Source organism: Micromonospora trifolii, assembly GCF_050516465.1.
Taxonomy (GTDB): Bacteria; Actinomycetota; Actinomycetes; order Mycobacteriales; family Micromonosporaceae; genus Micromonospora; species Micromonospora trifolii.
In genome coordinates this window covers 5,610,327-5,629,184 of record NZ_CP191526.1, presented here as the reverse complement: position 1 = coordinate 5,629,184, position 18,858 = coordinate 5,610,327, and the positions used below count along the sequence as shown (strand labels likewise).

The window sequence follows — 18,858 nt, the reverse complement described above, 5'->3', positions numbered from 1 at the left end:
GCGGCCTGTGTCTGTGCGGCCGAGGGGCGGCTCGAACTGGCGGGATTCACGGCCATAACGGGCGCTCAACTGGCGTAATCCGGATCGTTGTTGTGTGATGGCTGCCACGTCCCTCAACGAGAGGATCCGATGTGGTGAGCAAGCGCTTCACCGCCCGTACGGTCGCGATCGCGGCTGTGCTGGCACTTACGGCTACGGGGTTGGGTGTGCCGGCCAACGCCGCGCCGAGCGACTCCCGCACCTTCACCGTCGTCGCCGAGGATGGCGTCGCCACCGATACGGCCGTCGCCGCGATCCGGGCAGCTGGCGGCACGGTGGTGTCCCGGTCCGACGAGGTCGGCATGTTCCAGGTCAGCAGCGACCGGGCCGACTTCGCGGCCAGGGCGACCGCCGCGTCGACGCTGATCGGTGCCGCCGAGCAGAAGGCCATCGGCCGCAAGCCGAAGCTGGACCGGGTCGAGCAGGAGCACCTGCTGGCCGCTGCCGGTGCTCGTGCCGGTGCTGCCGGTGCTGCCAAGAAGGGCGCCAAGCTCGATCCGCTCGACGAGAAGCTGTGGGGCCTGGAGATGATCCGGGCCGACAAGGCTCGCAAGATCGAACCGGGTGACCGTCGGGTGACCGTCGGCGTACTGGACACCGGGGTCGACGCCAGCAACCCGGACATCGCGCCGAACTTCAACTGGTCGCTGTCGCGCAACTTCGCCCCCGACCTGACCGACGTGGACGGCCCCTGCGAGGTGCAGAGCTGCCTCGACCCGGTCGGCACCGACGACGGCGGGCACGGCACCCACGTCGCCGGCACCATCGGCGCTGCGGCCAACGGCTTCGGCCTCTCCGGTGTCGCCCCGAACGTCTCGCTGGTCGAGCTCAAGGGCGGCCAGGACTCCGGCTACTTCTTCCTTGACCCGGTGGTCAACGCGCTGGTCTACGCCGGCCGGTCCGGGATCGACGTGGTCAACATGTCGTTCTATGTCGACCCGTGGCTGTACAACTGCACCGCCAACCCGGCCGACTCGCCCGAGGACCAGGCCGAGCAGCGGGCCATCATCAAGGCGATGAAGCGGGCGCTGATCTTCGCGCACAACAAGGGCGTGACCCTCGTCGGTGCGCTCGGCAACAACAACGAGGACCTGGGCGCGCCGCGAACCGACGTCACGAGCCCCGACTACGGCGCCGACCCGTATGACCGCCCGATCGACAACGAGAGCTGCTGGGACCTGCCCACCGAGGGCCCGCACGTGATCGGTGTGTCGTCGGTTGGCCCGTCCGGCAAGAAGTCGGACTTCTCCAACTACGGCACCGAGCAGATCTCGGTCGCCGCGCCGGGTGGTTGGTTCCGGGACGGCTTCGGCACCGACACCCACCGGACCCCGGCCAACATGATCCTCTCCACGTACCCGCTGAAGGTGCTCCAGGAGGAGCCGATCTCCGCGACCATCCCGGACCCACGGGTGGACGCCGATGGCAACATCGACCCCCGGATCGCCAACGAGGTCTTCAAGCAGTGCAAGGCCAACGGTGAGTGCGGCTACTACACGTACCTCCAGGGCACCTCGATGGCGTCCCCGCACGCCGCCGGTGTCGCCGCGCTGATCGTCAGCCGGCACGGCAAGGCGCAGGGTCGGACTGGCTTCGGGATGTCGCCGGACCAGGTCGAGCAGCACCTCTACCGCACGGCCGCCGAGCACGCGTGCCCGGAGCCGCGCCTCCAGCAGTACCGCAACGAGGGCCGGGACGAGACCTACGACGCGTACTGCGCCGGTGGGGTCAACTTCAACGGCTTCTACGGCTACGGGATCGTCGACGCCTACGCGGCGGTGAAGACTCCGCTCAAGCCGAACGCCCGCCCGTAGCGCACATCGCACTACGGAGGTGGCCCAACCGCCACCAGCTTCCGGGGCCCGGTCGACTCTCGTCGACCGGGCCCTGCGGTCGTCCGGGCCCGTCGTCCCGGGCCGCCGTCGCCCGGCATCACTCATGATCGACCCGGTTTCCTGGAAGGCGCGGTGTTGGTGCCTGAAGGATGGCGCGGTTTCCAGGAACTCGAGTTGATCCTGGTCATCTGGACGATCCCTGTCGCCAGCCGCGGCTGACCAGCGCGTCGCGTACCTCACGAAGCACCGCCGGGAACTCGCCGTGCAGCCGCCGGCTGGTCACGTGCAGGACCAGCCAACCCGCGCCGACCAGCTGATTCAGCCGACGGCGATCGCGGTGCAGCTGCTCCGCGTCGGAGTGCCACTTGCCGTCGTACTCCACCGCCACCCGATATTGCGGCCAGGCCAGGTCGGGGTGCAGAACAACGCCGGTGGGCAGGCGTACCGGATGTTGAACGGCGGGGCGCGGCAGCCCACCCAGCACCAACCGCACGCGGAGGTGTGACTCCGGCGGGGACTCGGCTCCGCCGTCGGCCAGGTCGAACACCCAACGTGCTCGTCGCGCGCCCGGCCGGTCAGCATTGCGGGCAGCCATGACGGCCAGGGTCTCGCGATCGGCCAGCCCCTGCCCGAGCAGCGAATCGACGATGGCGACCGCCCGGACCGGGTCGAGCCAGACAGCCGTCTCCCAGGCAGCCCGGCCGGGGTCTGACCGGGGGATCGGGAGGTCCCGCTCGCTGGACCCGAGCGGACTCGTCGCCACCCACCCATCGCCCCGGCCGGCCGCGACCATGCCTCCTGCTCCGACGGACACGGCGGCCGGGCGGGACACGTGCCGTGCTGGGCGTGGTGACATTCCGCCGGCAGGTGGGCGGCCTACTCCCGTAGGTCGCGCTGCATCACGTGGACGGCCAGCGCTCGAGGGTCGTCCTGCATCCGGCATGAGCGGGGTGATGGCGTTGACGTGCACGCGCAGGCCGCGCTGTGGGCCGATCCGCAGCGGTCGGGGCACGAGGACGTGCACATCGTCGGTGAAGCTCGCGGCGTGCTGGACGCCGTGCAGATAGGCGGCGGACGGGCCGCCGACCACCACTCCGGGCGGTAACCGGAGGAGGGCGGCGCGACACGCGAGGGCGTGGTCCCGGTCCAGCCGCGAGTCGGCGTAGATGTCGTGGCGCAACCGCACCCAGGCGGAGTTGCGCAACTGATGTTCGGTGAGCAGGCCGTCCCGGACAGCTTCGGAGCCGCGGAAGACCTGCCAGGCCAGGGCATCGGGGCGGTGCGGACGTGGTGGCATGCCGAGCAGCCTGCCGACCGCGGACTGGGCGCCGAAAGCCCTGTGGACAACCCGGCCTGCGGGTGCCGCCGGACCTGTGGACAACCACGAATCCGCCTGTCGATCGTGCTATGGCAACCAGCCGGATCAGGCATTCGGGCCGCCCCCGCGCCTTGATCCACTCGCGTTCCTGAAAGTCGGGCGGTCACCGGGCTTGGGATACCGCCACTTCCGTGAACCCGAGTTGATCAAGGCGCGGGCGCGGGGCGCGGGCGCGCGGGGCGGTGAGGCGGCGCGCGGGGCCGGTGAGGTGACGCGCGGGGCGCTGAGGTGAGGGCGCGCGGCGGTCGGGGTCAGCTGAGGGCGGTGGTGATGGCTCGGGCGGCGGCCAGCACCTGGGGGCCGATCGTGTCGACGTCCAGCGGGGCGAGCGCGACCACGCCGACGCTGGCCTCCAGCCCGGGTACGCCGAGCACCGGTGCGGCCACCCCGTACGCCCCGGCCTGCAACTCTCCGCTGCTACTCACGGGCTCTGCCACCCCGGCGCGACCAGCCAGGATCGCCCGGCCGGCCGCTCCCCGGTCCAGTGGATGCCGTGCCCCGGTCCGGTACGCGACGTGGAACGACGTCCAGCTCGGCTCGACCACGGCCAGGGCGACGCCCTCGCCACCTTCGACGACGGTCAGATGTGCGGTCGCGCCGGCCTGCTCGGCGAGACGGCGTAGCGCGGGCAGCGCACCCTCGGCGAGCAGCGGCTGGGCCCGTCGGGCCAGGTGCAGCAACCCGGCACCGAGGCGCAGTCGACCTTCTCCGTCGCGGCGCAGCATGCCGTGCCCGGTCAGCGCACTGACCAGCCGGTAGACGGCGGCCCGGCCGATGCCGAGCCGATTCGCGGCCTCGGTGACGGTCAGACCGCCAGAGGCGTCGGCGACCAGGTGAAGCAGCCGCAACCCCCGGTCCAGCGTCTGCGACGTCTCCCCGCCCCGCCCCGCAACCGCGTCGCCCCGCCCCGCGCCAGCCTCGGCCCGCCCAAAGGTATCGTCGGCCGAGCCGGAGGCCCGCCCGAAGACCGCGTCGGCCCGCCCTCCACCAGCGTCGGACGATCCGAAGGCCGCGCCGGCCGGGCCGGAGGCCGACCCGAAGGCCACGTCAACCGACCCGGAGGCCACGTCAACCGACCCGGAGGCCACGTCAACCGGCCCGGAGGCCGCGTCGGCCGGCCCGGCGGCCCGTTCTAAGGCCGGGTCGGCGGGGGCGGTGGGGTTGGCTGGCGGGTCACCGGAGCCACCGGAGCGTGCGGTCGCATCCACGCCTGGCAGCGTACGACCCGGCACCGGCGGACCCGGACAGGCACGGACAGCTACCCTTGTACGGTGACGCTACGCCTGTATGACACCGCCACCCGATCGGTGCGGGACTTTGTCCCGCGGGAAGCCGGCAAGGTGGGGGTCTACCTGTGTGGTCTCACCCTTCAGGCCCCGCCGCACATCGGTCACCTTCGCTCCGGCGTCAACTATGACGTGCTGCGTCGTTGGCTGTTGGCCGCCGGCTACGAGGTCACCTTCATTCGCAATCTGACCGACATCGACGACAAGATCCTGGTCAAGGCCGGCGAGCAGGGCCGTCCGTTCTGGTCGATCGCGTACGCCAACGAGTTGCTGCTCGCCGAGTCGTACCGGTCGTTGAACGTGTTGGCGCCCACCTATGAGCCGCGCGCCACCGGGCACATCCCCGAGATGCATGAGCTGATCACGAAGTTGATCGCCGACGGGCACGCGTACCCGGCGAGCGACGGCTCCGGCGACGTCTACTTCGACGTGGCGTCCTGGCCGGCGTACGGGTCGCTGTCGGGTCAGTCTCCGGACGCCATGCAGTCCGCCGGGGACGCCCCGGATCGGGGCAAGCGGGATCCGCGCGACTTCGCGCTGTGGAAGGGTGCCAAAGCGGACGAGCCGGCGGACGCCTACTGGCCCTCGCCGTGGGGGCTGGGTCGTCCGGGCTGGCACATCGAGTGCTCGGCGATGTGCTGGCGCTATCTCGGTCCGGAGTTCGACATCCACGGCGGTGGCCTGGATCTGACGTTCCCGCACCACGAGAACGAGATCGCCCAGTCCCAGGCGGCCGGGTTGCCGTTCGCCCGCTACTGGGTGCACCACGGGCTGCTGAGCATCGGCGGGGCCAAGATGGGCAAGTCCGCCGGCAACGCGCTGGGCCTGGCGTACGTGGACTCGCTCGGGGTGCGGCCGGTGGAGCTTCGCTACTACTACGCCGCCGCGCAATACCGCTCGGTGATCGACTACTCGGAGGATTCGCTGCGCGAAGCGGCCACCGCGTACCGGCGGATCGAGGGTTTCGTGCAGCGGGCCGCCGAGCGGGTCGGCGCCGGGCAGCTCGGTGAGCTGCCCGCCGGCTTCGTCGCGGCGATGGACGACGACCTCAACACGTCCGCCGCGCTGGCCGTGCTGCAACAGCACATTCGGGACGGCAACACCGCGCTGAGCGTCGGTGACGATGTGACCGTCCGCACCACGCTGGCCGTGGTGCGGGCAATGCTGGATATTCTCGGGATCGACCCCCTCGACCCGGCCTGGACCGGTGGCGGCCCATCGGACGACCTTCGTGCCGTGGTGGACTCCCTGATCGCGCTGGCCCTGGAGCAGCGTGCGCAGGCGCGGGGCCGCAAGGACTGGGCCGCCGCGGACGCCGTGCGTGACCAGCTCAAGCTGGCCGGCGTGGTGGTCGAGGACACCCCCCAGGGCCCCCGTTGGACTATTGGAGAGCAGGACTGATGGCCGGCAACTCGCAGCGCCGTGGCCGGCGACTGACGTCGAAGGCAGGCGCCCCCAAGGGCACCGGCGGCAAGAACAAGGACTCGTTGGCCGGGCGGGGTCGCACCCTGCCCGCGGACGAGCGGCCGTGGCACAAGGGCTACTCGGGCACCGAGAAGCTGCCCCAGCGCACCGCCTGGAAGCAGGACAAGGAGCGCCGCGCGGCGGCCGAGGAGGGGCGCGCCCCCAAGATCGGCCAGCCCGGCAGCAAGGACACCACCTGGGGTCGGGGTGGCGGTCGGGGCGTACCGGGCGGCCGGGGTGCTGCCACCGGCGGACGGGGCGGCAAGCCCACCGGCCGGTCCGGCCCCCGGGTCACGCCGGGGCGCAAGTCCAACCCGTCCAAGGACACCCCGGAGCTGTTGGTCGGGCGTAACCCGGTGCTGGAGGCGCTGCGCGCCAACGTGCCGGCGACTGCGCTCTACACGGCTCAGGGCATCGACATGGACGACCGGATCAACGAGATCATCCGGACGGCCGCCGACCGGGGCATCGCCAACCTGGAGATCAGCCGCGCCGAGTTGGACCGGATGACCGGCGGGGTGCTGCACCAGGGTGTCGGCTTGCAGGTGCCGCCCTTCGCGTACCAGCCGTTCGAGGACATGGTCGCCGCTGCCCTGGAGCAGCAGGCTCCGCTGCTGGTCGCGCTGGACGGTGTCACCGACCCGCGCAACCTGGGCGCCGTGATCCGGTCGGCTGCCGCGTTCGGCGCGCAGGGTGTCTTCGTACCCGAACGTCGTGCCGCCGGGATCACCGCGACCGCCTGGCGGACGAGTGCCGGCGCGGCCGCGCGGGTGCCCGTGGCGCAGGTGACCAACCTGACCCGGTCGCTGAAGGCGTGCCGCGACGCTGGCTTCATGGTCGTCGGCCTGGACGCCGACGGCGACACCGACCTCTACAACCTGGAGGCCGCGGTCGGTCCGCTGGTGGTGGTGGTCGGTTCCGAGGGGCGCGGTCTTTCCCGCCTGGTCGGGGAGACCTGCGACCTGACCGTCAGCATCCCGATGATCTCCGAGGTCGAGTCGCTCAATGCCAGCGTGGCCGCGGCGGTCGCCCTGGCCGAGGTCGCCCGCCGGCGCTCCGTCGAGCTGTAGCGCACGTCGACGATGGCCCTCTCCCGCCGAGCGCGGGAGGGGGCCTTCGTGCTCAGATCTGACGGGTCCACGCGACGAAGAGCAGCGCCCCGGCGAGCGCCATCAGCAACACGGTCGGGAGCAACCAGAGCGGACCGCGCTCGCCGTCCAGGCGTCGGGTCAGCCGCTGGTGCACAGCGGCGATGCCGATCAGGGCGGCCAGCCCGGCGGCGGCCATCGGCAAACCGATGAGGAAGTGCGCCAGCCACGCGCCGGCCCGGGTCGGACCACCCCAGGCGCCGACGTACGGCCCGGATTCCACCAGGCCGTACAGCACGCCACGCAGCACCACCAGCAGTTCGACGCCGAGTGGCAGCAGGGCCACGGCACCCACGAGCAGGCTGAGCAGCGCATGGCCGAGCACCGCGACCGTGCCGGGCCGCCGGCCGGGCACGGCCGTCGGTGGCATCCCGAGCAGTCCGGTACGCAGGGCACGCCAGCGTGCGACGGCGGCGCCGGCTCCGCCCAGCGGAGCGGTCACCAGCGTGAGTACGGCGACCGGGAACAGCGTCGCGCAGTAGGCGAGGCTCCGGCCGGCCAGGCGGACCACCCGGTTCGACCGGGAACGCGCGGTCGGGTGGTGAGCAGCGGACTGGGCGAGATCGGTGGGCACGGCCCCTCCTCCGGTTCGGGTCGCCGTGACCGTACGAGAACGGCCAGCCGCGCCGAATCACCCCACAGAGCCACCCCGGCGCTGGCTCCACAGGGTGAAGAGCCGCTTCAGGTACGACGAAGGGGCGGCCCGCCGAAGCGGACCGCCCCTCTGTCGGTACGGCGTTACGTCAGATCCGGCCACCGGTGGAGGCGTGGAAGACGTGGCTGCGACCGGCAACCGGCCTGACGAACACGGTGTCACCCATGTTCGGCATGTTGCGCCGGTCGGTGCGGACGACGAAGCGCTCCGAGTTGCCACCCAGCGCGGCGTGGCCGTAGACGTTGGCGTCCGAGCCGAGGTCCTCGACCAGCTCGACCACGACCGGCATGCCGCCCTCGGTCGGGCTGACCAGCTCGCAGTCCTCCGGGCGGAAGCCCACGGTGACCTTGCCGTCGCCACCCTCGGCGCGGGCCGCCTCGACCTGCTCCCGGGTCAGCGGGATCTGCAGCTCGGCGAACTCGGCGCCCCGCTCGTTCAGCGGAACGGTCTTGATGTTCATGGCGGGAGAGCCCATGAAGCCGGCGACGAACACGTTGGCCGGGGTGTCGTAGAGCGCCCGCGGGGTGTCCACCTGCTGAAGGACACCATCGAGCAGCACCGCGACCCGGTGGCCCATGGTCATGGCCTCGACCTGGTCGTGCGTGACGTAGACCGTGGTGACGCCCAGCTTGGCCTGGAGGGACGCGATCTGGGTACGGGTCTGCACGCGGAGCTTGGCGTCGAGGTTCGACAGCGGCTCGTCCATGAGGAAGACCTGCGGCTCGCGGACGATCGCCCGGCCCATCGCGACACGCTGACGCTGACCACCGGAGAGCGCCTTCGGCTTACGGCTGAGGTACTCCTCCAGCTGGAGCAGCCCGGCCGCCTCCTTGACCCGCCGGTCGATCTCCGACTTGGAGGTCTTGCGCAGCTTCAGGGCGAACGCCATGTTCTCGTACACCGTCATGTGCGGGTAGAGGGCGTAGTTCTGGAAGACCATCGCGATGTCGCGGGCCTTCGGGGGAAGGTGGGTGACGTCACGCTGGTCGATGTAGATCGAACCGGCGTCCACGTCCTCCAGGCCGGCGAGCATCCGCAGGCTGGTGGACTTACCGCAACCCGAGGGGCCGACCAGGACGAGAAACTCCCCGTCGCCGATCTCGAGGTCCAGCTCGTTGACGGCGGGACGCTCTTGGCCCGGGTAGACCCGGGACGCCTTGGAATAGGTGACCGTAGCCATGGTGAAGCGCTTCCTTTCACCGGCAGGAACGTGCCGGACGATCCGAGTGAAGGAGCAACCGGCACGTGTCCGTGCCGGTTCAGCGGACGGCGGCCCGGTCGCGGGGGCGCCCGGTTGTCGTCCGTGTCAGTGAACCGTAAACGCGTTTACCCGTGCTGCCAAGGCGGGGGGCCGCCGAACGCGGCAGGCGGCCTACGCATTCCGGTCACTCCGGCACGGTCAGACATCAATCGACGCCGAGTCAAACGGCCATGCGTCGGGTTGTTGACGATTCCCATGCTCGGGAGGCCTCGCGATCGGGATAACCGGACGTCAGTCGCTATGCTGACCTCGACGCACGCGCCCCTGTAGCTCAGCTGGCCAGAGCACTCGCCTTGTAAGCGAGATGTCGCCGGTTCGATCCCGGCCGGGGGCTCCAATTACATCAGACCTTTCCGAGCGGCACTGCCGCGAGTCGACCGATGGCACCGTCGAGCTGAACCCTGACTCGGGGCAAGCGCGACCTGCGGAGGATCACGGCCGCGTCGCTCTCCACCACGAGCGTGCCCCTGCGGTAGGAGCAAGCCGTACCAGGCGCCGGCCGGCTGCAATCGGGGTGAGTCGGTGCCAGCACCAGGTCGATCGTGAAGATCAGTCGGGCAAATTTGCGTCCACGCTCGGTACTCACGCGTTCTGTTTGCTGCGAGGATCTGTGGTCATGGCCCTGGCGGATGAACTCGCTGAGTGGACGGATGTGGATGGCGCCCAGTACGAGTTGGGCCGAGCGGTGGGCCTGTTCACGGATCAAACGTTCTTGCAGGTCAAGTGGGTGTTCTGGTCGAACAATCCACTCGGTCAGGCGCTATGGGACATGCTGCATGCGCTGGTGAAGGCGGGCGTTTTGGAGTACCGCGAGGAGCCTGACCACCAATTCCGATGGACGACGGCAACACCATTCGGTGGCCTCGCGGCTGAAGACTCGCGGTGATCTGGTGTTGCGGGTGTAAGCCTTGGCAACGGCTCAGCCGTAACGGGCCGGTGTCACTCATGACGCACGGTGTCCCACAGGTGCGGGTGGCGGTAGTGGCTGCGAGCACCAGCCGCCAGCACCGCCCGCAGCGGGGCGAGGTGCGGGGTGTCCGCGGGCAGCTGAAGGCTGTCCAACAGCGCGAGCGCCGGCACCGGTTCGAGGTCGCCGTAGACGTCGTGGTAGCTGGCCCGGAGGCCTTTGAACAACGCCAGCCGCAGCTCGGGCACGGTCGCGACAGCCTCGTAGACATCGTGTTTGTGAGCCCAGCCGACCGGACCCGAGTGCTCCAGGACCCGGGCGACTCGACGGTGCACCGGGCCGCCGGCGAGATCGCACAGACGCCGTCGGGCCAGCACGCGGCGCACGTCGTCGCCGGCCACCTGCGAGAACGCCGCCTCGACGGTGCCGCGGTCCTCGAACCAGTCGACCCACAGCGAGTACAGCACCTGCTCTGCCGGTTCGACGGCTTCGAGGCGCTGCCGGTATCCGGCCCAGAAGGCATCGGTGACGACCGGGTCTGCCTGCTCGGTGATGAAGTTCCGCAGCTCAACGGTCACCCAGTATTCGTCGAGCAGATCGAGGAGGCCGAGCCCCGTGCGTAGCCGCTGCACCGGGGCTAGCCGGTCGTCTCCCAGAGCGGCGGCCGCCCACTCGTGGGCGAGGTCGTTGTCGGATCGTTCGAGGTCACTGGACGAGGTGGATTCCAACCAGCGTCCCTTACCGAGCGGCGTCACGCCCTCTTCGGCCAGCCAGCGCAGCGCGTCGTTCGCCTCGGGTGTGGGCACCCCGGAATTGTCGGGGTCGGAGACAATTGCCGCCAGTGCTGCAGACCCTGGTCGTCCACGTACGGACCCGCTAAGGGCGCTGCCGCGAGTCGCGCATTGGCGGAGGGGCGGCAATGAGATACGTCAGCCTTGAACGAACCAGAGACGGCATCCTTCATGATCCCGAGGCATACCTCGAGCAGTTGCCATCGCTTGCTGACTCGTTGCCTGATGGAGCTCGCAGGTTCGCTACGGAGCCCGGCCACTACGACTTCTTTGGCCAGCGCTGCGTCAAGAGCCTGAAGCCCGCGCGACTGACGTCCGGTGAGACAGACGGCAGCCGGTGGCTTGAGCTGTACCTCCAGCACAACTGTTGGAAGCATGAGGAAGACCTGACCATTCGCTACCGTGGCGTGCGGAGTCTGACGATTGAGCCCGCTGACCGAGAGCTGGACGTGGTCCAACTCCTGGACGTGATGTTGGACGAGGTGTTGCCGCACGAGCAGGGGTGCCGGCACGAGATCGCCTGTCTCGGCGGCAGGATGATCGTGACGAGTCAGGACCTCACCGCGACCTGGGAGTACGCCGACTGTCCGGAGCGCGAGGCCAACCAGTAACCAGAGCAGCGAGCGGAGCGGGACGGGGGCAGATGAGTCGGGCGGTGGAGGAGTCGAACCGGGCGATGCTGCGCGCCCGGGACGCGATGGACCGGGCGTACGCCGAGCCTCTGGACATTCCCGCGTTGGCCCGGATCGCGCACGTCTCGCAGGCGCACTTCATCCGTACCTTCCGGGCCACCTTCGGTGAGACTCCGCACCGCTATCTGCAACGCCGCCGGGTGGAGCGGGCGATGTCGCTGTTGGTGGAGACCGACCGGGACGTAACGGACATCTGCTACGCCGTCGGCTTCGGCAGCCTGGGCACGTTCAGCCGGACGTTCCGACAGATCGTCGGCGAGTCGCCCTCGGATTTCCGGCGTCAGCGCGTCGCGCCGGCCAACGTGCCGTCGTGCTTCACCAAAGCCTGGACCCGACCCAGCAGTTTTGGATAAGCCGCAGGTCACGGTCTACCTCTAGCGTCATGGGCATGACGATGAACGCGATCAGCCGCTCCCAGATCTACGTCCTCGACCAGGACGCCGCGCTTGACTTCTACGTCAACAAGCTCGGCATGGAGGTCAACACCGACCAGGACCTCGGCTTCATGCGGTGGCTCACGGTCAACCTGCCCGGCGACCCGGAGCGCGAGATCCTGTTGGAGAAGCCGGGCCCGCCCGCGCTGGACCCGGCCACCGCCGAGCAGGTCCGGGAGCTGCTCACCAAGGGTGCCCTCGGCGGGTACCTCTTCATGACCACGGACGACGCCCGCAAGACGCACGAGGATCTCGTGGCGAAGGGCGTCGAGATCACCGACGAGCCGACCGAGCGCCCGTACGGGATCGACTTCGGCATCCGGGACCCGTTCGGCAACCGGATCCGCATCGGCCAGATGTTCCCCCGGGCGTAGGGGGCGGGCGATGAGCCAGGCCGCGGCGTTTCCGGTGGTACGACCGACTGCCGTCGGTCGGGACCGCCTGCTGTTGATCGGCGGGGTGCTCGCCGGCCCGATCTTCGTCGGCTCGGCGATCGTGCAGGCGGCGACCCGGGACGGCTTCGACTTCCGTCGCCACCCGGTCAGCGTGTTGAGCACCGGCGAGCTGGGCTGGATCCAGATCGTCACGTTCCTGGTCACCGGGGTGCTCTGCGCGCTGGCCGCCCAAGCGCTGCGCCGCCGTACCAGCGAAGGCGACGGATCGGTGTGGTTGCCCCGACTGCTCGGGCTCTACGGCCTGGGCCTGGTCGGGGCGGCGATCTTCAGCGCCGACCCGGCCGATGGGTTCCCTGCCGGTACGCCTCGGGGCGCCGGTGAGATCAGTTGGCACGGGGGGCTGCACTTCCTGGTGGCGGCGGTGGCCTTCGTGTCGCTGATCGTGGCGACGGTGGTGGCCGCCCGTCGGGCCGCCCGGCAGGGGGCGCGCGGTCGAGCCGCGTACAGCCTGGTGACCGGGATGTTCTTCGCGGTGGCCTGGGTGACGCTGATCGTCCGGCCGGCACCGGCCGTGATGGTGGCGTTCGGCCTGGCGGTGACGGCCGGCTGGCTGTGGGTGTCGGTCACCTTCGCGCGGGCGGCGTCCGGTCGGGCCGACTGAGCCGACGGCCGCAGGACCGGGAGGTACGGGTCGAACTCGTACCTCCCGGTGTGTTGAGGTGAGGGCCATGGTTACCCGATTGCTGTACCTGACCCGACACGCCGAACAGGATCTGTCCGAGCCGAGTGGACCGGACGCCGGCGAACCGGATACCGGCCTGTCGGAGCGCGGCCGTCGGCAGGCCACCCTGCTGGGCGAACGCCTGCGAGCCCAGCGGTTCGCCGCCATCCATCACGGGCCGCTGCGCCGGGCCGCGCAGACCGCCGAGCTGGTCGCCAAGTCGCTGCCCGACGTTCCGGTGTACGAGACGGAGCTGGCCGGCGACCACCTCCCACACGACACCGATCCGGCTGGCCTGCCGCCCGCGTACGCGGAATTCCTGACGCAGTTCTCGGCGGCCGAGCGGGTCGACGGGCCGCGAGTGACGGCGGACGCGGTGCGGCGCTTCGCCGGCCCGGTCGCCGAGGGGCCCGCCGGCGGCGAACCGGTCCGCGAGCTGGTCGTGACGCACAGCTTCCTGATCGCCTGGCTGGTGCGGCACGCCCTCGACGCGCCGGAGTGGCGGTGGCTGGGCTTGAACACGCACAACGCGGGGTTGACCGTCATCCGGTACAGCGCGGCCGGCCCGCCGAATCTGGTCGCCGTCAACGACGTGGCCCACCTACCGCCGGAGCTGCGGGGTACCGGCCTGCCCCCGGACTATCTGACGTAAGTCTCGGTGGTCCGCAGGAGCAGCTTGACCACCGACTGGGTGGCCGGCGGCGGGGTCCCGTCGTCCGGGCAGGTGGTGTACCCGGTGTCGTTGCTGGCAACGGTGAGGCGGTAGAGCATCACGTCCGAGCAGTTGGTCGCGGTGGTCGGCCGCCGCGCCTCGGTGGCGAGCCGGGGGTCGGAGGCCAGCCCCGCCAGGATGCCCTGATCGGCAGGGGTGAGCCGACCGTTGCGCCGGCCACCGGCCCGGTCCGTCACTGTCCACTGACCGTCGGGCTCGACGACGATGGATTCACCGCGCCCGGCGAAGCCACCTGAGATTCGCAACGTCACTCGGGGGGCCACACCGCTGGCCCCGGCGCTGACCGTGGGGGCGGTGGTCGGCTGCGCGGTGTCGCTGGCCGGGGCGGCCGGGTTGGTAGCGGTGGTGGCCGAGGGCTGGGTCGGAGTGGTGGTGGGGGCTCGGTCGACGCCTGTGCAACCGGTCAGGAGCGCGGCCAGGAGCGCGACCGTGACGGCGGTCGTCGATGCGGGTCTCATCTCCGTCGGACGCGCGACCCCAACCGTTGGTTCCCGATCCGACCGGAAGCGGTCCGCGCCGTTCTGGCAATCTTGGACAGTTTCCGTTCCGTGGGCGGGCTCAACCGGTGGTTGCAACACCTAGAAGTTGGGTCATCTTCTCACCTGGGGTGGCCCAGCCCAGGGTCATGCGGGGGCGGTCGTTGAGTTCGTCGGCGACGTGGTCGAGGCCGGTTTGGTCGATGGTGGTGAAGTCGAATTGGCCTTTGGGGAAGTACTGGCGGAGCAGCCCGTTGGTGTTCTCGTTGCTGCCACGCTGCCAGGGGCTGTGTGGGTCGCAGAAGTAGACCGGGCAGTCGGTGGCGATGGTGAAGTCACGGTGCCGAGCCATCTCGACGCCCTGGTCCCAGGTCAGCGAGGCCCTCAACCGCTGCGGGAGCCAGCTCATCGCCGCGGCCAACTGGGACACGACGTGGTCGGAGACCTTGCCCTCAGGCAGTCCGACCAGGATCACGAACCGGGTAGCGCGTTCGACCAGCGTGGCGATCGCGGAACCACCGCGCCCACCCCGACGGACGCCCTCGAGGAGATCACCCTCCCAATGACCGGGCACCGCCCGGTCAGCGACCTCAGCCGGCCGGTCAGCGATACGCAGGTCGACCCACGGCCGAGCCGAGCGCACCGCCCCGCCCGGCGCGGCCCGACGGCGACGAGCGGCCCGCCCCGATCGCAACGCCACCTGCCGCGTCAACTCCGCGCGGAGGTTGCCCCGCGCCTGCAAGTAGATCGCCTGGTAAATCGTCTCGTGCGACACCCACATCTCCGGCGTGTCCGGGAACTGCACCCGCAGCCGAGCACTGACCTGCTGCGGCGAACGGCGTCGCCGCAGCATATCCAGCACCACCTGACGCAACGGCCCGCCGTCAGCCAACCGCGGCACCCGCCCGGACCGGTTATGCCGCAGAAACGACGCCCACTGCGCCATCAACGGCTGATACCGCTGCCCATAACGCTCGAACCGACCCACCTCCCGCGAGATCGTCGACGCCGACCGCTCCAACCTTCGCGCGATCGACCGCAACGACTCACCCGCAGCCCGACCCAACCCGATCTGCTCCCGCTCCAGCGGACTCAACCTCGACGCCATAGCCACCCCAACGAAAATCACCGAAGGGTGTTGCAACCACCGGTTGAGCCCGCCGTGCTGACGGAAACTGTCCAAGATTGCTTCAGTGGTGCGCCTGCGCCGGGCCTGACCGGTCGTCTTCGCTATGGTCGCCGCACCGGCGCGCGACGCCGGCGGGCAGATTGGCGGCGTCGCTCCAGGTGGCGCGGGAAGGAGCGGACGTGTCGGACGCGGAGTTGACCGTCGAGGTGGCCGGGCCGGTCGCCACCGTGGTGATGCACAATCCGGCTCGGCGCAACGCGATGACCGCGGCCATGTGGCGTCAGCTCCCCGAACTGCTCGACCGGCTGGAGCCCGACCCCGACGTACGGGCGTTGGTGCTCACCGGCGCAGGCGACGCCTTCTGCGCGGGTGCCGACCTCGGTGACCTGGCCGATCTGCTGGACGCCGGTGACGCCAGCATCGCGGTGGCCGCCGAGGAACGGCTGGCCCGGTTCGCCAAGCCGACGATCGCGGCCATCCGGGGCGCCTGCGTCGGCGGTGGGGCTCAACTCGCGGTCGCCTGCGACCTGCGGATCGCTGCGGACGACGCCCGTTTCGGCGTACCGCCGGCCCGACTCGGGCTGGTCTATCCGGCACCGACGACGCGCCGGCTCGCCCGGCTGGTCGGCCCGTCCGTCGCCAAGCTTCTGCTGTTCACCGCCGAGCTGATCGACGCCGAGCGCGCCCTGCGGATCGGCCTGGTCGACGAGGTGCTGCCGGCCGACCGGCTCGCCGCACGGGTGGACGAACTGACCGCGACCATCGCCCAGCGTTCGCCACTGAGCATCGCCGCTGCGAAGGAGATCATCGACGATCGGGCCGAGCCCGCGCGGATCGCCTGGTGGCACCGGAAGGTGGCGACCACCGGCGAAGCCCGGGAGGGAGTCGCGGCGATCGCCGAACGCCGACAGCCCCGCTTCGCCTGGCGGCCACCGACCGACGCCTGAGCGCCTCGGCTGCTGCGGGCCAGAGCCACCCGAAATCCTGCCGGGCCCGAGGCGCCCGGCAGCTGATCGCGTTTGTCGTACGACCATCGATGGGTATCCCGGGACCAAACAGGGGCGGGGGCCTACATGGAGATGTCGACTGCACCGCGAAGCCCGATCGTCGGCGGCTGATGCTCGTAGTGCTGCTGTCGATTCTGGCGGCAGCCATCATCGTCGGTGCGGTCGTGGTTGGCCGCGACACCGGCATCGTCGACGGCGACCCGCCGGCCTGGGCGACCGCTATCGGCGGCGTCCTGCAACTCGCCGGGCTCGCCCTGACGATCGCCACCATCGTCTGGCTGGTGCGCAGCGGCCGGTTCCGCGCCGACCGCGAGTCGCCGCTGCGGCGGCTGCACCCGTCGGACACCCGAAGCCTGCAGCAACAGGTCAGGCGGGGCGCGCCGCAGGACGATGCGGACTTCGGACTACTCCGGGCCGCCGCGCGGACGATGATCAACCAAAGTTGGTATTCACTGATGCTCGTCGGCTTCGTGATCTCGAGCTTTGGTCAGGTGCTGCTGAAGTTCACACCGCTGTTCGCCGGTCTCTTCGCCGTCATGGCGACGCTGGGCGTCGGTGCCGTCGCGTTCTCCTTCCGTGATGCCCGTCGGGCCAAGGCATTCCTCTGCGCCCACCCGGAGCCGGAAGGGCAGGAGTCGCACGACTGACGCGACTCATCGCAGCATTCGGCAATCCCGATACCCGACCGGCGGTTGGCAAGCGTTTTGGCCGCCATCGTCGATGGGTAGATTCCGCTCCACGCGGTGATCGGGGGAGCCGGGGCGAGGCGTTCCTGCGCGCGCACCCGGATCTGAGCGGACGGTAGCCGCAAGCCGGTCCCACTCATCGCGATATCTCGATCCCGGGTGCCCGGTTCTCAGGCCGGTACGGCAGGCTGTCCGTCGTGCAGCGTGATCAGTTGCTTGCGGGCCGCTACCGGCTCCTGGAGCGCCTCGGCAGTGGCGGCATGTCGGCGGTGCACCGGGCGTACGACGAGGTGCTCGAACGGGACGTGGCGGTGAAGGTGCTGGTCGCCTCGGACACCAACGCCCGACAGCGGATCCGGGGCGAGGCCAAGGCCGCCGCCCGGCTGTCGCATCCGCACGTCACAGGCGTCTACGACTACGGCGAGTCGGTGCTGGACGGCGCCGAGGTCCCGTTCGTGGTGATGGAGTTGCTCGGCGGTCACACCCTCGAACACCGGTTGGTGGTCGGGCCGTTGCCACCGCGCGCCGGTCTGCGGGTGTGCGCCGAGGTGGCTTCGGCGCTCGCCGCCGCGCACGAGCAGGGGTTGGTGCACCGCGACATCAAGCCGGGCAACGTGATGCTCACACCGACCGGCGCGAAGGTGCTCGACTTCGGCATCGCGGCAGCCGCCGGCGCGCCGGAGATCGACTTCGAGGGGCGGCTGCTGGGTACGCCGGCTTACCTGGCGCCGGAGCGGTTGCAGGCCGGCGAGGTGCTGCCGGCCAGCGACGTGTACGCCCTCGGCCTGCTGCTGTACCGGGTGCTCACCAGCCGGTTGCCGTGGCCCGCCGAAGCGCAGAGCGGGATGCTCCGCGCGCACACGCACGTCGAGCCGGATCCGCTGCCCCCGATCGACGGCGTACCGCCGGAGGTGCACCGGCTCTACCGCTGGTGCCTGGCCGGCGACCCCGCCGACCGGCCGTCGGCCGCCGACGCGACCCGCATATTGCTCGCCGCAGCCAGTGGGGCCGCCCCTGAGGCGGCTGCCGTTGCCGCCGACCCGGCGGCAAACGTCGCCGAGCCGACTGGCACCGAGCCGACTGGCACCGAGCCGACTGGCACCGGGTCGACCGGCAACGGGCATACCGGCACCGAGCCGACCGACAAAGAATTAGTCGGCGCCGGGTCGACCGGCAAGGGACCGACCGGCAAGGGGCCGACCGGCACCGGGCCGGCCGGCGATTCGGCGGGGCCGATGAGGCGCGGGCAGTGGCGTCGGGGGCGGGCCATTCTGACGGTCGGCGGTGCCGTGATCGCCGCGGTGGCGCTGGCCGGGTCGCTCGGCGACTTCAGCAATCGTCGACAAGGACAGAGCGCCGTTCCGACCGGTAGCGGCCCGGGCACCACCACGGTGGGGATGCCCCGCGCCGAGGAGCCGACCGACGCGGCCGATGCCGGACCGTCCGCCGTACCGCCGACCAGGAACACGGCGCCCGCTACCCGGACCAGCCCTCCGACCGGTCCGGGCGGGGCAGAGACCCCGGGCCCGACAACCACCACTGCAAGGCCGACCCCGACCGGGGCCGCGCCGACTGCCACCTCTGCCGCCGGCGTACCCGTCGACGCGCGCGGCGGGACGGTCACCGCTCGCTGCGTGGGGAAGTCGGTCCAAGTGCTCACGGTGGTGCTCGCGCCCGACTTCCGGGCCGAGGATTACGACCCGGGGCCGGCGCAGCAGATCGTGGTCGAGCTGACCTCCGCGGAGCACAGCAGCGAGATCCGGGTGCAGTGCCCCAACGGCCAACTGAAGTCGAAGGTCAAGGAACGCGCCGCCTGATCGG

At 70.6% G+C, this 18,858-nt stretch carries 19 protein-coding genes and 1 tRNA gene; 13 read left to right on the top strand and 7 right to left on the bottom strand.

Features of this window, described 5'->3' with window-relative positions; translation table 11 throughout:
- The first annotated feature begins 134 nt into the window (after positions 1 to 134).
- Positions 135 to 1,853: a S8 family serine peptidase gene (locus tag ACQRWP_RS26200; protein ID WP_430498481.1), complete on the top strand. Its 1,719-nt coding sequence runs from the start codon at positions 135 to 137 to the stop codon at positions 1,851 to 1,853.
- Between the two features lie 205 nt (positions 1,854 to 2,058).
- Here the strand turns inward: ACQRWP_RS26200 and ACQRWP_RS26195 are convergent, their stop codons facing one another.
- Positions 2,059 to 3,171 carry a hypothetical protein gene (locus ACQRWP_RS26195; RefSeq protein ID WP_430498480.1) on the bottom strand — a complete coding sequence of 371 codons (1,113 nt, stop codon included), beginning with the start codon at positions 3,169 to 3,171 and terminating at the stop codon, positions 2,059 to 2,061.
- 332 nt (positions 3,172 to 3,503) lie between these two features.
- On the bottom strand, positions 3,504 to 4,112 hold the full coding sequence (locus tag ACQRWP_RS26190; protein WP_430503295.1) for an IclR family transcriptional regulator: 609 nt from the start codon (positions 4,110 to 4,112) through the stop codon (positions 3,504 to 3,506).
- A gap of 411 nt (positions 4,113 to 4,523) precedes the next feature.
- Here ACQRWP_RS26190 and cysS point away from each other — a divergent pair, with 411 nt between their 5' ends.
- Both cysS and rlmB read left to right on the top strand, forming a co-directional pair.
- On the top strand, positions 4,524 to 5,939 hold the full coding sequence (gene cysS, locus ACQRWP_RS26185; protein ID WP_430498478.1) for a cysteine--tRNA ligase: 1,416 nt from the start codon (positions 4,524 to 4,526) through the stop codon (positions 5,937 to 5,939).
- Positions 5,939 to 7,072, top strand: coding sequence for a 23S rRNA (guanosine(2251)-2'-O)-methyltransferase RlmB (gene rlmB / locus ACQRWP_RS26180; RefSeq protein WP_238659111.1), 1,134 nt, complete (start codon positions 5,939 to 5,941; stop codon positions 7,070 to 7,072). The genes cysS and rlmB overlap by 1 nt, the downstream gene beginning before the upstream one ends.
- Before the next feature lie 52 nt (positions 7,073 to 7,124).
- Here the strand turns inward: rlmB and ACQRWP_RS26175 are convergent, their stop codons facing one another.
- Both ACQRWP_RS26175 and ACQRWP_RS26170 read right to left on the bottom strand, forming a co-directional pair.
- Positions 7,125 to 7,724, bottom strand: coding sequence for a hypothetical protein (locus ACQRWP_RS26175; protein ID WP_430498476.1), 600 nt, complete (start codon positions 7,722 to 7,724; stop codon positions 7,125 to 7,127).
- A gap of 169 nt (positions 7,725 to 7,893) precedes the next feature.
- The gene (locus tag ACQRWP_RS26170) at positions 7,894 to 8,985 is read right to left on the bottom strand and encodes an ABC transporter ATP-binding protein (protein ID WP_210780867.1); all 1,092 of its coding nucleotides are present in this window, start codon (positions 8,983 to 8,985) and stop codon (positions 7,894 to 7,896) included.
- Positions 8,986 to 9,326: 341 nt separating this feature from the next.
- Between ACQRWP_RS26170 and ACQRWP_RS26165 the strand changes: the two genes are divergently transcribed.
- A tRNA-Thr gene (locus tag ACQRWP_RS26165) sits at positions 9,327 to 9,403 on the top strand.
- 279 nt (positions 9,404 to 9,682) lie between these two features.
- Complete coding sequence (locus ACQRWP_RS26160; RefSeq protein ID WP_430498474.1) at positions 9,683 to 9,952, top strand: hypothetical protein; 270 nt, start codon at positions 9,683 to 9,685, stop codon at positions 9,950 to 9,952.
- Positions 9,953 to 10,005: 53 nt separating this feature from the next.
- Here the strand turns inward: ACQRWP_RS26160 and ACQRWP_RS26155 are convergent, their stop codons facing one another.
- Positions 10,006 to 10,779, bottom strand: coding sequence for a hypothetical protein (locus ACQRWP_RS26155; RefSeq protein WP_430498473.1), 774 nt, complete (start codon positions 10,777 to 10,779; stop codon positions 10,006 to 10,008).
- Positions 10,780 to 10,892: 113 nt separating this feature from the next.
- On the opposite strand from ACQRWP_RS26155, the gene ACQRWP_RS26150 reads away from it, so the two are divergent.
- From ACQRWP_RS26150 to ACQRWP_RS26130, 5 genes are all read left to right on the top strand, one after another.
- Positions 10,893 to 11,375 carry a hypothetical protein gene (locus tag ACQRWP_RS26150; protein ID WP_430498472.1) on the top strand — a complete coding sequence of 161 codons (483 nt, stop codon included), beginning with the start codon at positions 10,893 to 10,895 and terminating at the stop codon, positions 11,373 to 11,375.
- A gap of 32 nt (positions 11,376 to 11,407) precedes the next feature.
- Complete coding sequence (locus ACQRWP_RS26145; protein ID WP_112582884.1) at positions 11,408 to 11,809, top strand: helix-turn-helix domain-containing protein; 402 nt, start codon at positions 11,408 to 11,410, stop codon at positions 11,807 to 11,809.
- Positions 11,810 to 11,844: 35 nt separating this feature from the next.
- A complete protein-coding gene (locus ACQRWP_RS26140; RefSeq protein ID WP_088952055.1) occupies positions 11,845 to 12,264 on the top strand; it encodes a VOC family protein in 420 nt (139 codons plus the stop codon).
- 10 nt (positions 12,265 to 12,274) lie between these two features.
- Positions 12,275 to 12,946, top strand: coding sequence for a DUF998 domain-containing protein (locus tag ACQRWP_RS26135; RefSeq protein ID WP_430498469.1), 672 nt, complete (start codon positions 12,275 to 12,277; stop codon positions 12,944 to 12,946).
- Positions 12,947 to 13,013: 67 nt separating this feature from the next.
- The gene (locus ACQRWP_RS26130; protein WP_430498467.1) at positions 13,014 to 13,658 is read left to right on the top strand and encodes a histidine phosphatase family protein; all 645 of its coding nucleotides are present in this window, start codon (positions 13,014 to 13,016) and stop codon (positions 13,656 to 13,658) included.
- Here the strand turns inward: ACQRWP_RS26130 and ACQRWP_RS26125 are convergent.
- Positions 13,646 to 14,197, bottom strand: coding sequence for a hypothetical protein (locus ACQRWP_RS26125; RefSeq protein WP_430498465.1), 552 nt, complete (start codon positions 14,195 to 14,197; stop codon positions 13,646 to 13,648). The genes ACQRWP_RS26130 and ACQRWP_RS26125 overlap by 13 nt on opposite strands.
- A 100-nt stretch (positions 14,198 to 14,297) precedes the next feature.
- Positions 14,298 to 15,323, bottom strand: a complete 1,026-nt coding sequence (locus ACQRWP_RS26120; protein WP_430498463.1) for an IS30 family transposase — start codon at positions 15,321 to 15,323, stop codon at positions 14,298 to 14,300.
- 254 nt (positions 15,324 to 15,577) lie between these two features.
- On the opposite strand from ACQRWP_RS26120, the gene ACQRWP_RS26115 reads away from it, so the two are divergent.
- The 3 genes from ACQRWP_RS26115 (at position 15,578) to ACQRWP_RS26105 (ending at position 18,854) form a co-directional block, all read left to right on the top strand.
- The gene (locus ACQRWP_RS26115) at positions 15,578 to 16,291 is read left to right on the top strand and encodes an enoyl-CoA hydratase/isomerase family protein (protein ID WP_430503294.1); all 714 of its coding nucleotides are present in this window, start codon (positions 15,578 to 15,580) and stop codon (positions 16,289 to 16,291) included.
- Between the two features lie 89 nt (positions 16,292 to 16,380).
- Positions 16,381 to 16,998, top strand: a complete 618-nt coding sequence (locus ACQRWP_RS26110) for a hypothetical protein (RefSeq protein WP_430498461.1) — start codon at positions 16,381 to 16,383, stop codon at positions 16,996 to 16,998.
- 236 nt (positions 16,999 to 17,234) lie between these two features.
- Complete coding sequence (locus tag ACQRWP_RS26105; protein ID WP_430498459.1) at positions 17,235 to 18,854, top strand: protein kinase domain-containing protein; 1,620 nt, start codon at positions 17,235 to 17,237, stop codon at positions 18,852 to 18,854.
- Positions 18,855 to 18,858 lie beyond the last annotated feature (4 nt).

Excerpts from the sequence above, each read along its gene's own strand:
- rlmB (WP_238659111.1), top strand. The coding sequence starts at position 5,939 with ATGGCCGGCAACTCGCAGCGCCGTGGCCGGCGACTGACGTCGAAGGCA.
- ACQRWP_RS26125 (WP_430498465.1), bottom strand. The coding sequence starts at position 14,197 with ATGAGACCCGCATCGACGACCGCCGTCACGGTCGCGCTCCTGGCCGCG.
- ACQRWP_RS26135 (WP_430498469.1), top strand. The coding sequence starts at position 12,275 with ATGAGCCAGGCCGCGGCGTTTCCGGTGGTACGACCGACTGCCGTCGGT.
- ACQRWP_RS26150 (WP_430498472.1), top strand. The coding sequence starts at position 10,893 with ATGAGATACGTCAGCCTTGAACGAACCAGAGACGGCATCCTTCATGAT.
- ACQRWP_RS26140 (WP_088952055.1), top strand. The coding sequence starts at position 11,845 with ATGACGATGAACGCGATCAGCCGCTCCCAGATCTACGTCCTCGACCAG.
- ACQRWP_RS26110 (WP_430498461.1), top strand. The coding sequence starts at position 16,381 with ATGGGTATCCCGGGACCAAACAGGGGCGGGGGCCTACATGGAGATGTC.
- ACQRWP_RS26145 (WP_112582884.1), top strand. The coding sequence starts at position 11,408 with ATGAGTCGGGCGGTGGAGGAGTCGAACCGGGCGATGCTGCGCGCCCGG.
- ACQRWP_RS26160 (WP_430498474.1), top strand. The coding sequence starts at position 9,683 with ATGGCCCTGGCGGATGAACTCGCTGAGTGGACGGATGTGGATGGCGCC.
- ACQRWP_RS26120 (WP_430498463.1), bottom strand. The coding sequence starts at position 15,323 with ATGGCGTCGAGGTTGAGTCCGCTGGAGCGGGAGCAGATCGGGTTGGGT.
- ACQRWP_RS26195 (WP_430498480.1), bottom strand. The coding sequence starts at position 3,171 with ATGCCACCACGTCCGCACCGCCCCGATGCCCTGGCCTGGCAGGTCTTC.
- ACQRWP_RS26130 (WP_430498467.1), top strand. The coding sequence starts at position 13,014 with ATGGTTACCCGATTGCTGTACCTGACCCGACACGCCGAACAGGATCTG.
- ACQRWP_RS26115 (WP_430503294.1), top strand. The coding sequence starts at position 15,578 with ATGCACAATCCGGCTCGGCGCAACGCGATGACCGCGGCCATGTGGCGT.
- ACQRWP_RS26170 (WP_210780867.1), bottom strand. The coding sequence starts at position 8,985 with ATGGCTACGGTCACCTATTCCAAGGCGTCCCGGGTCTACCCGGGCCAA.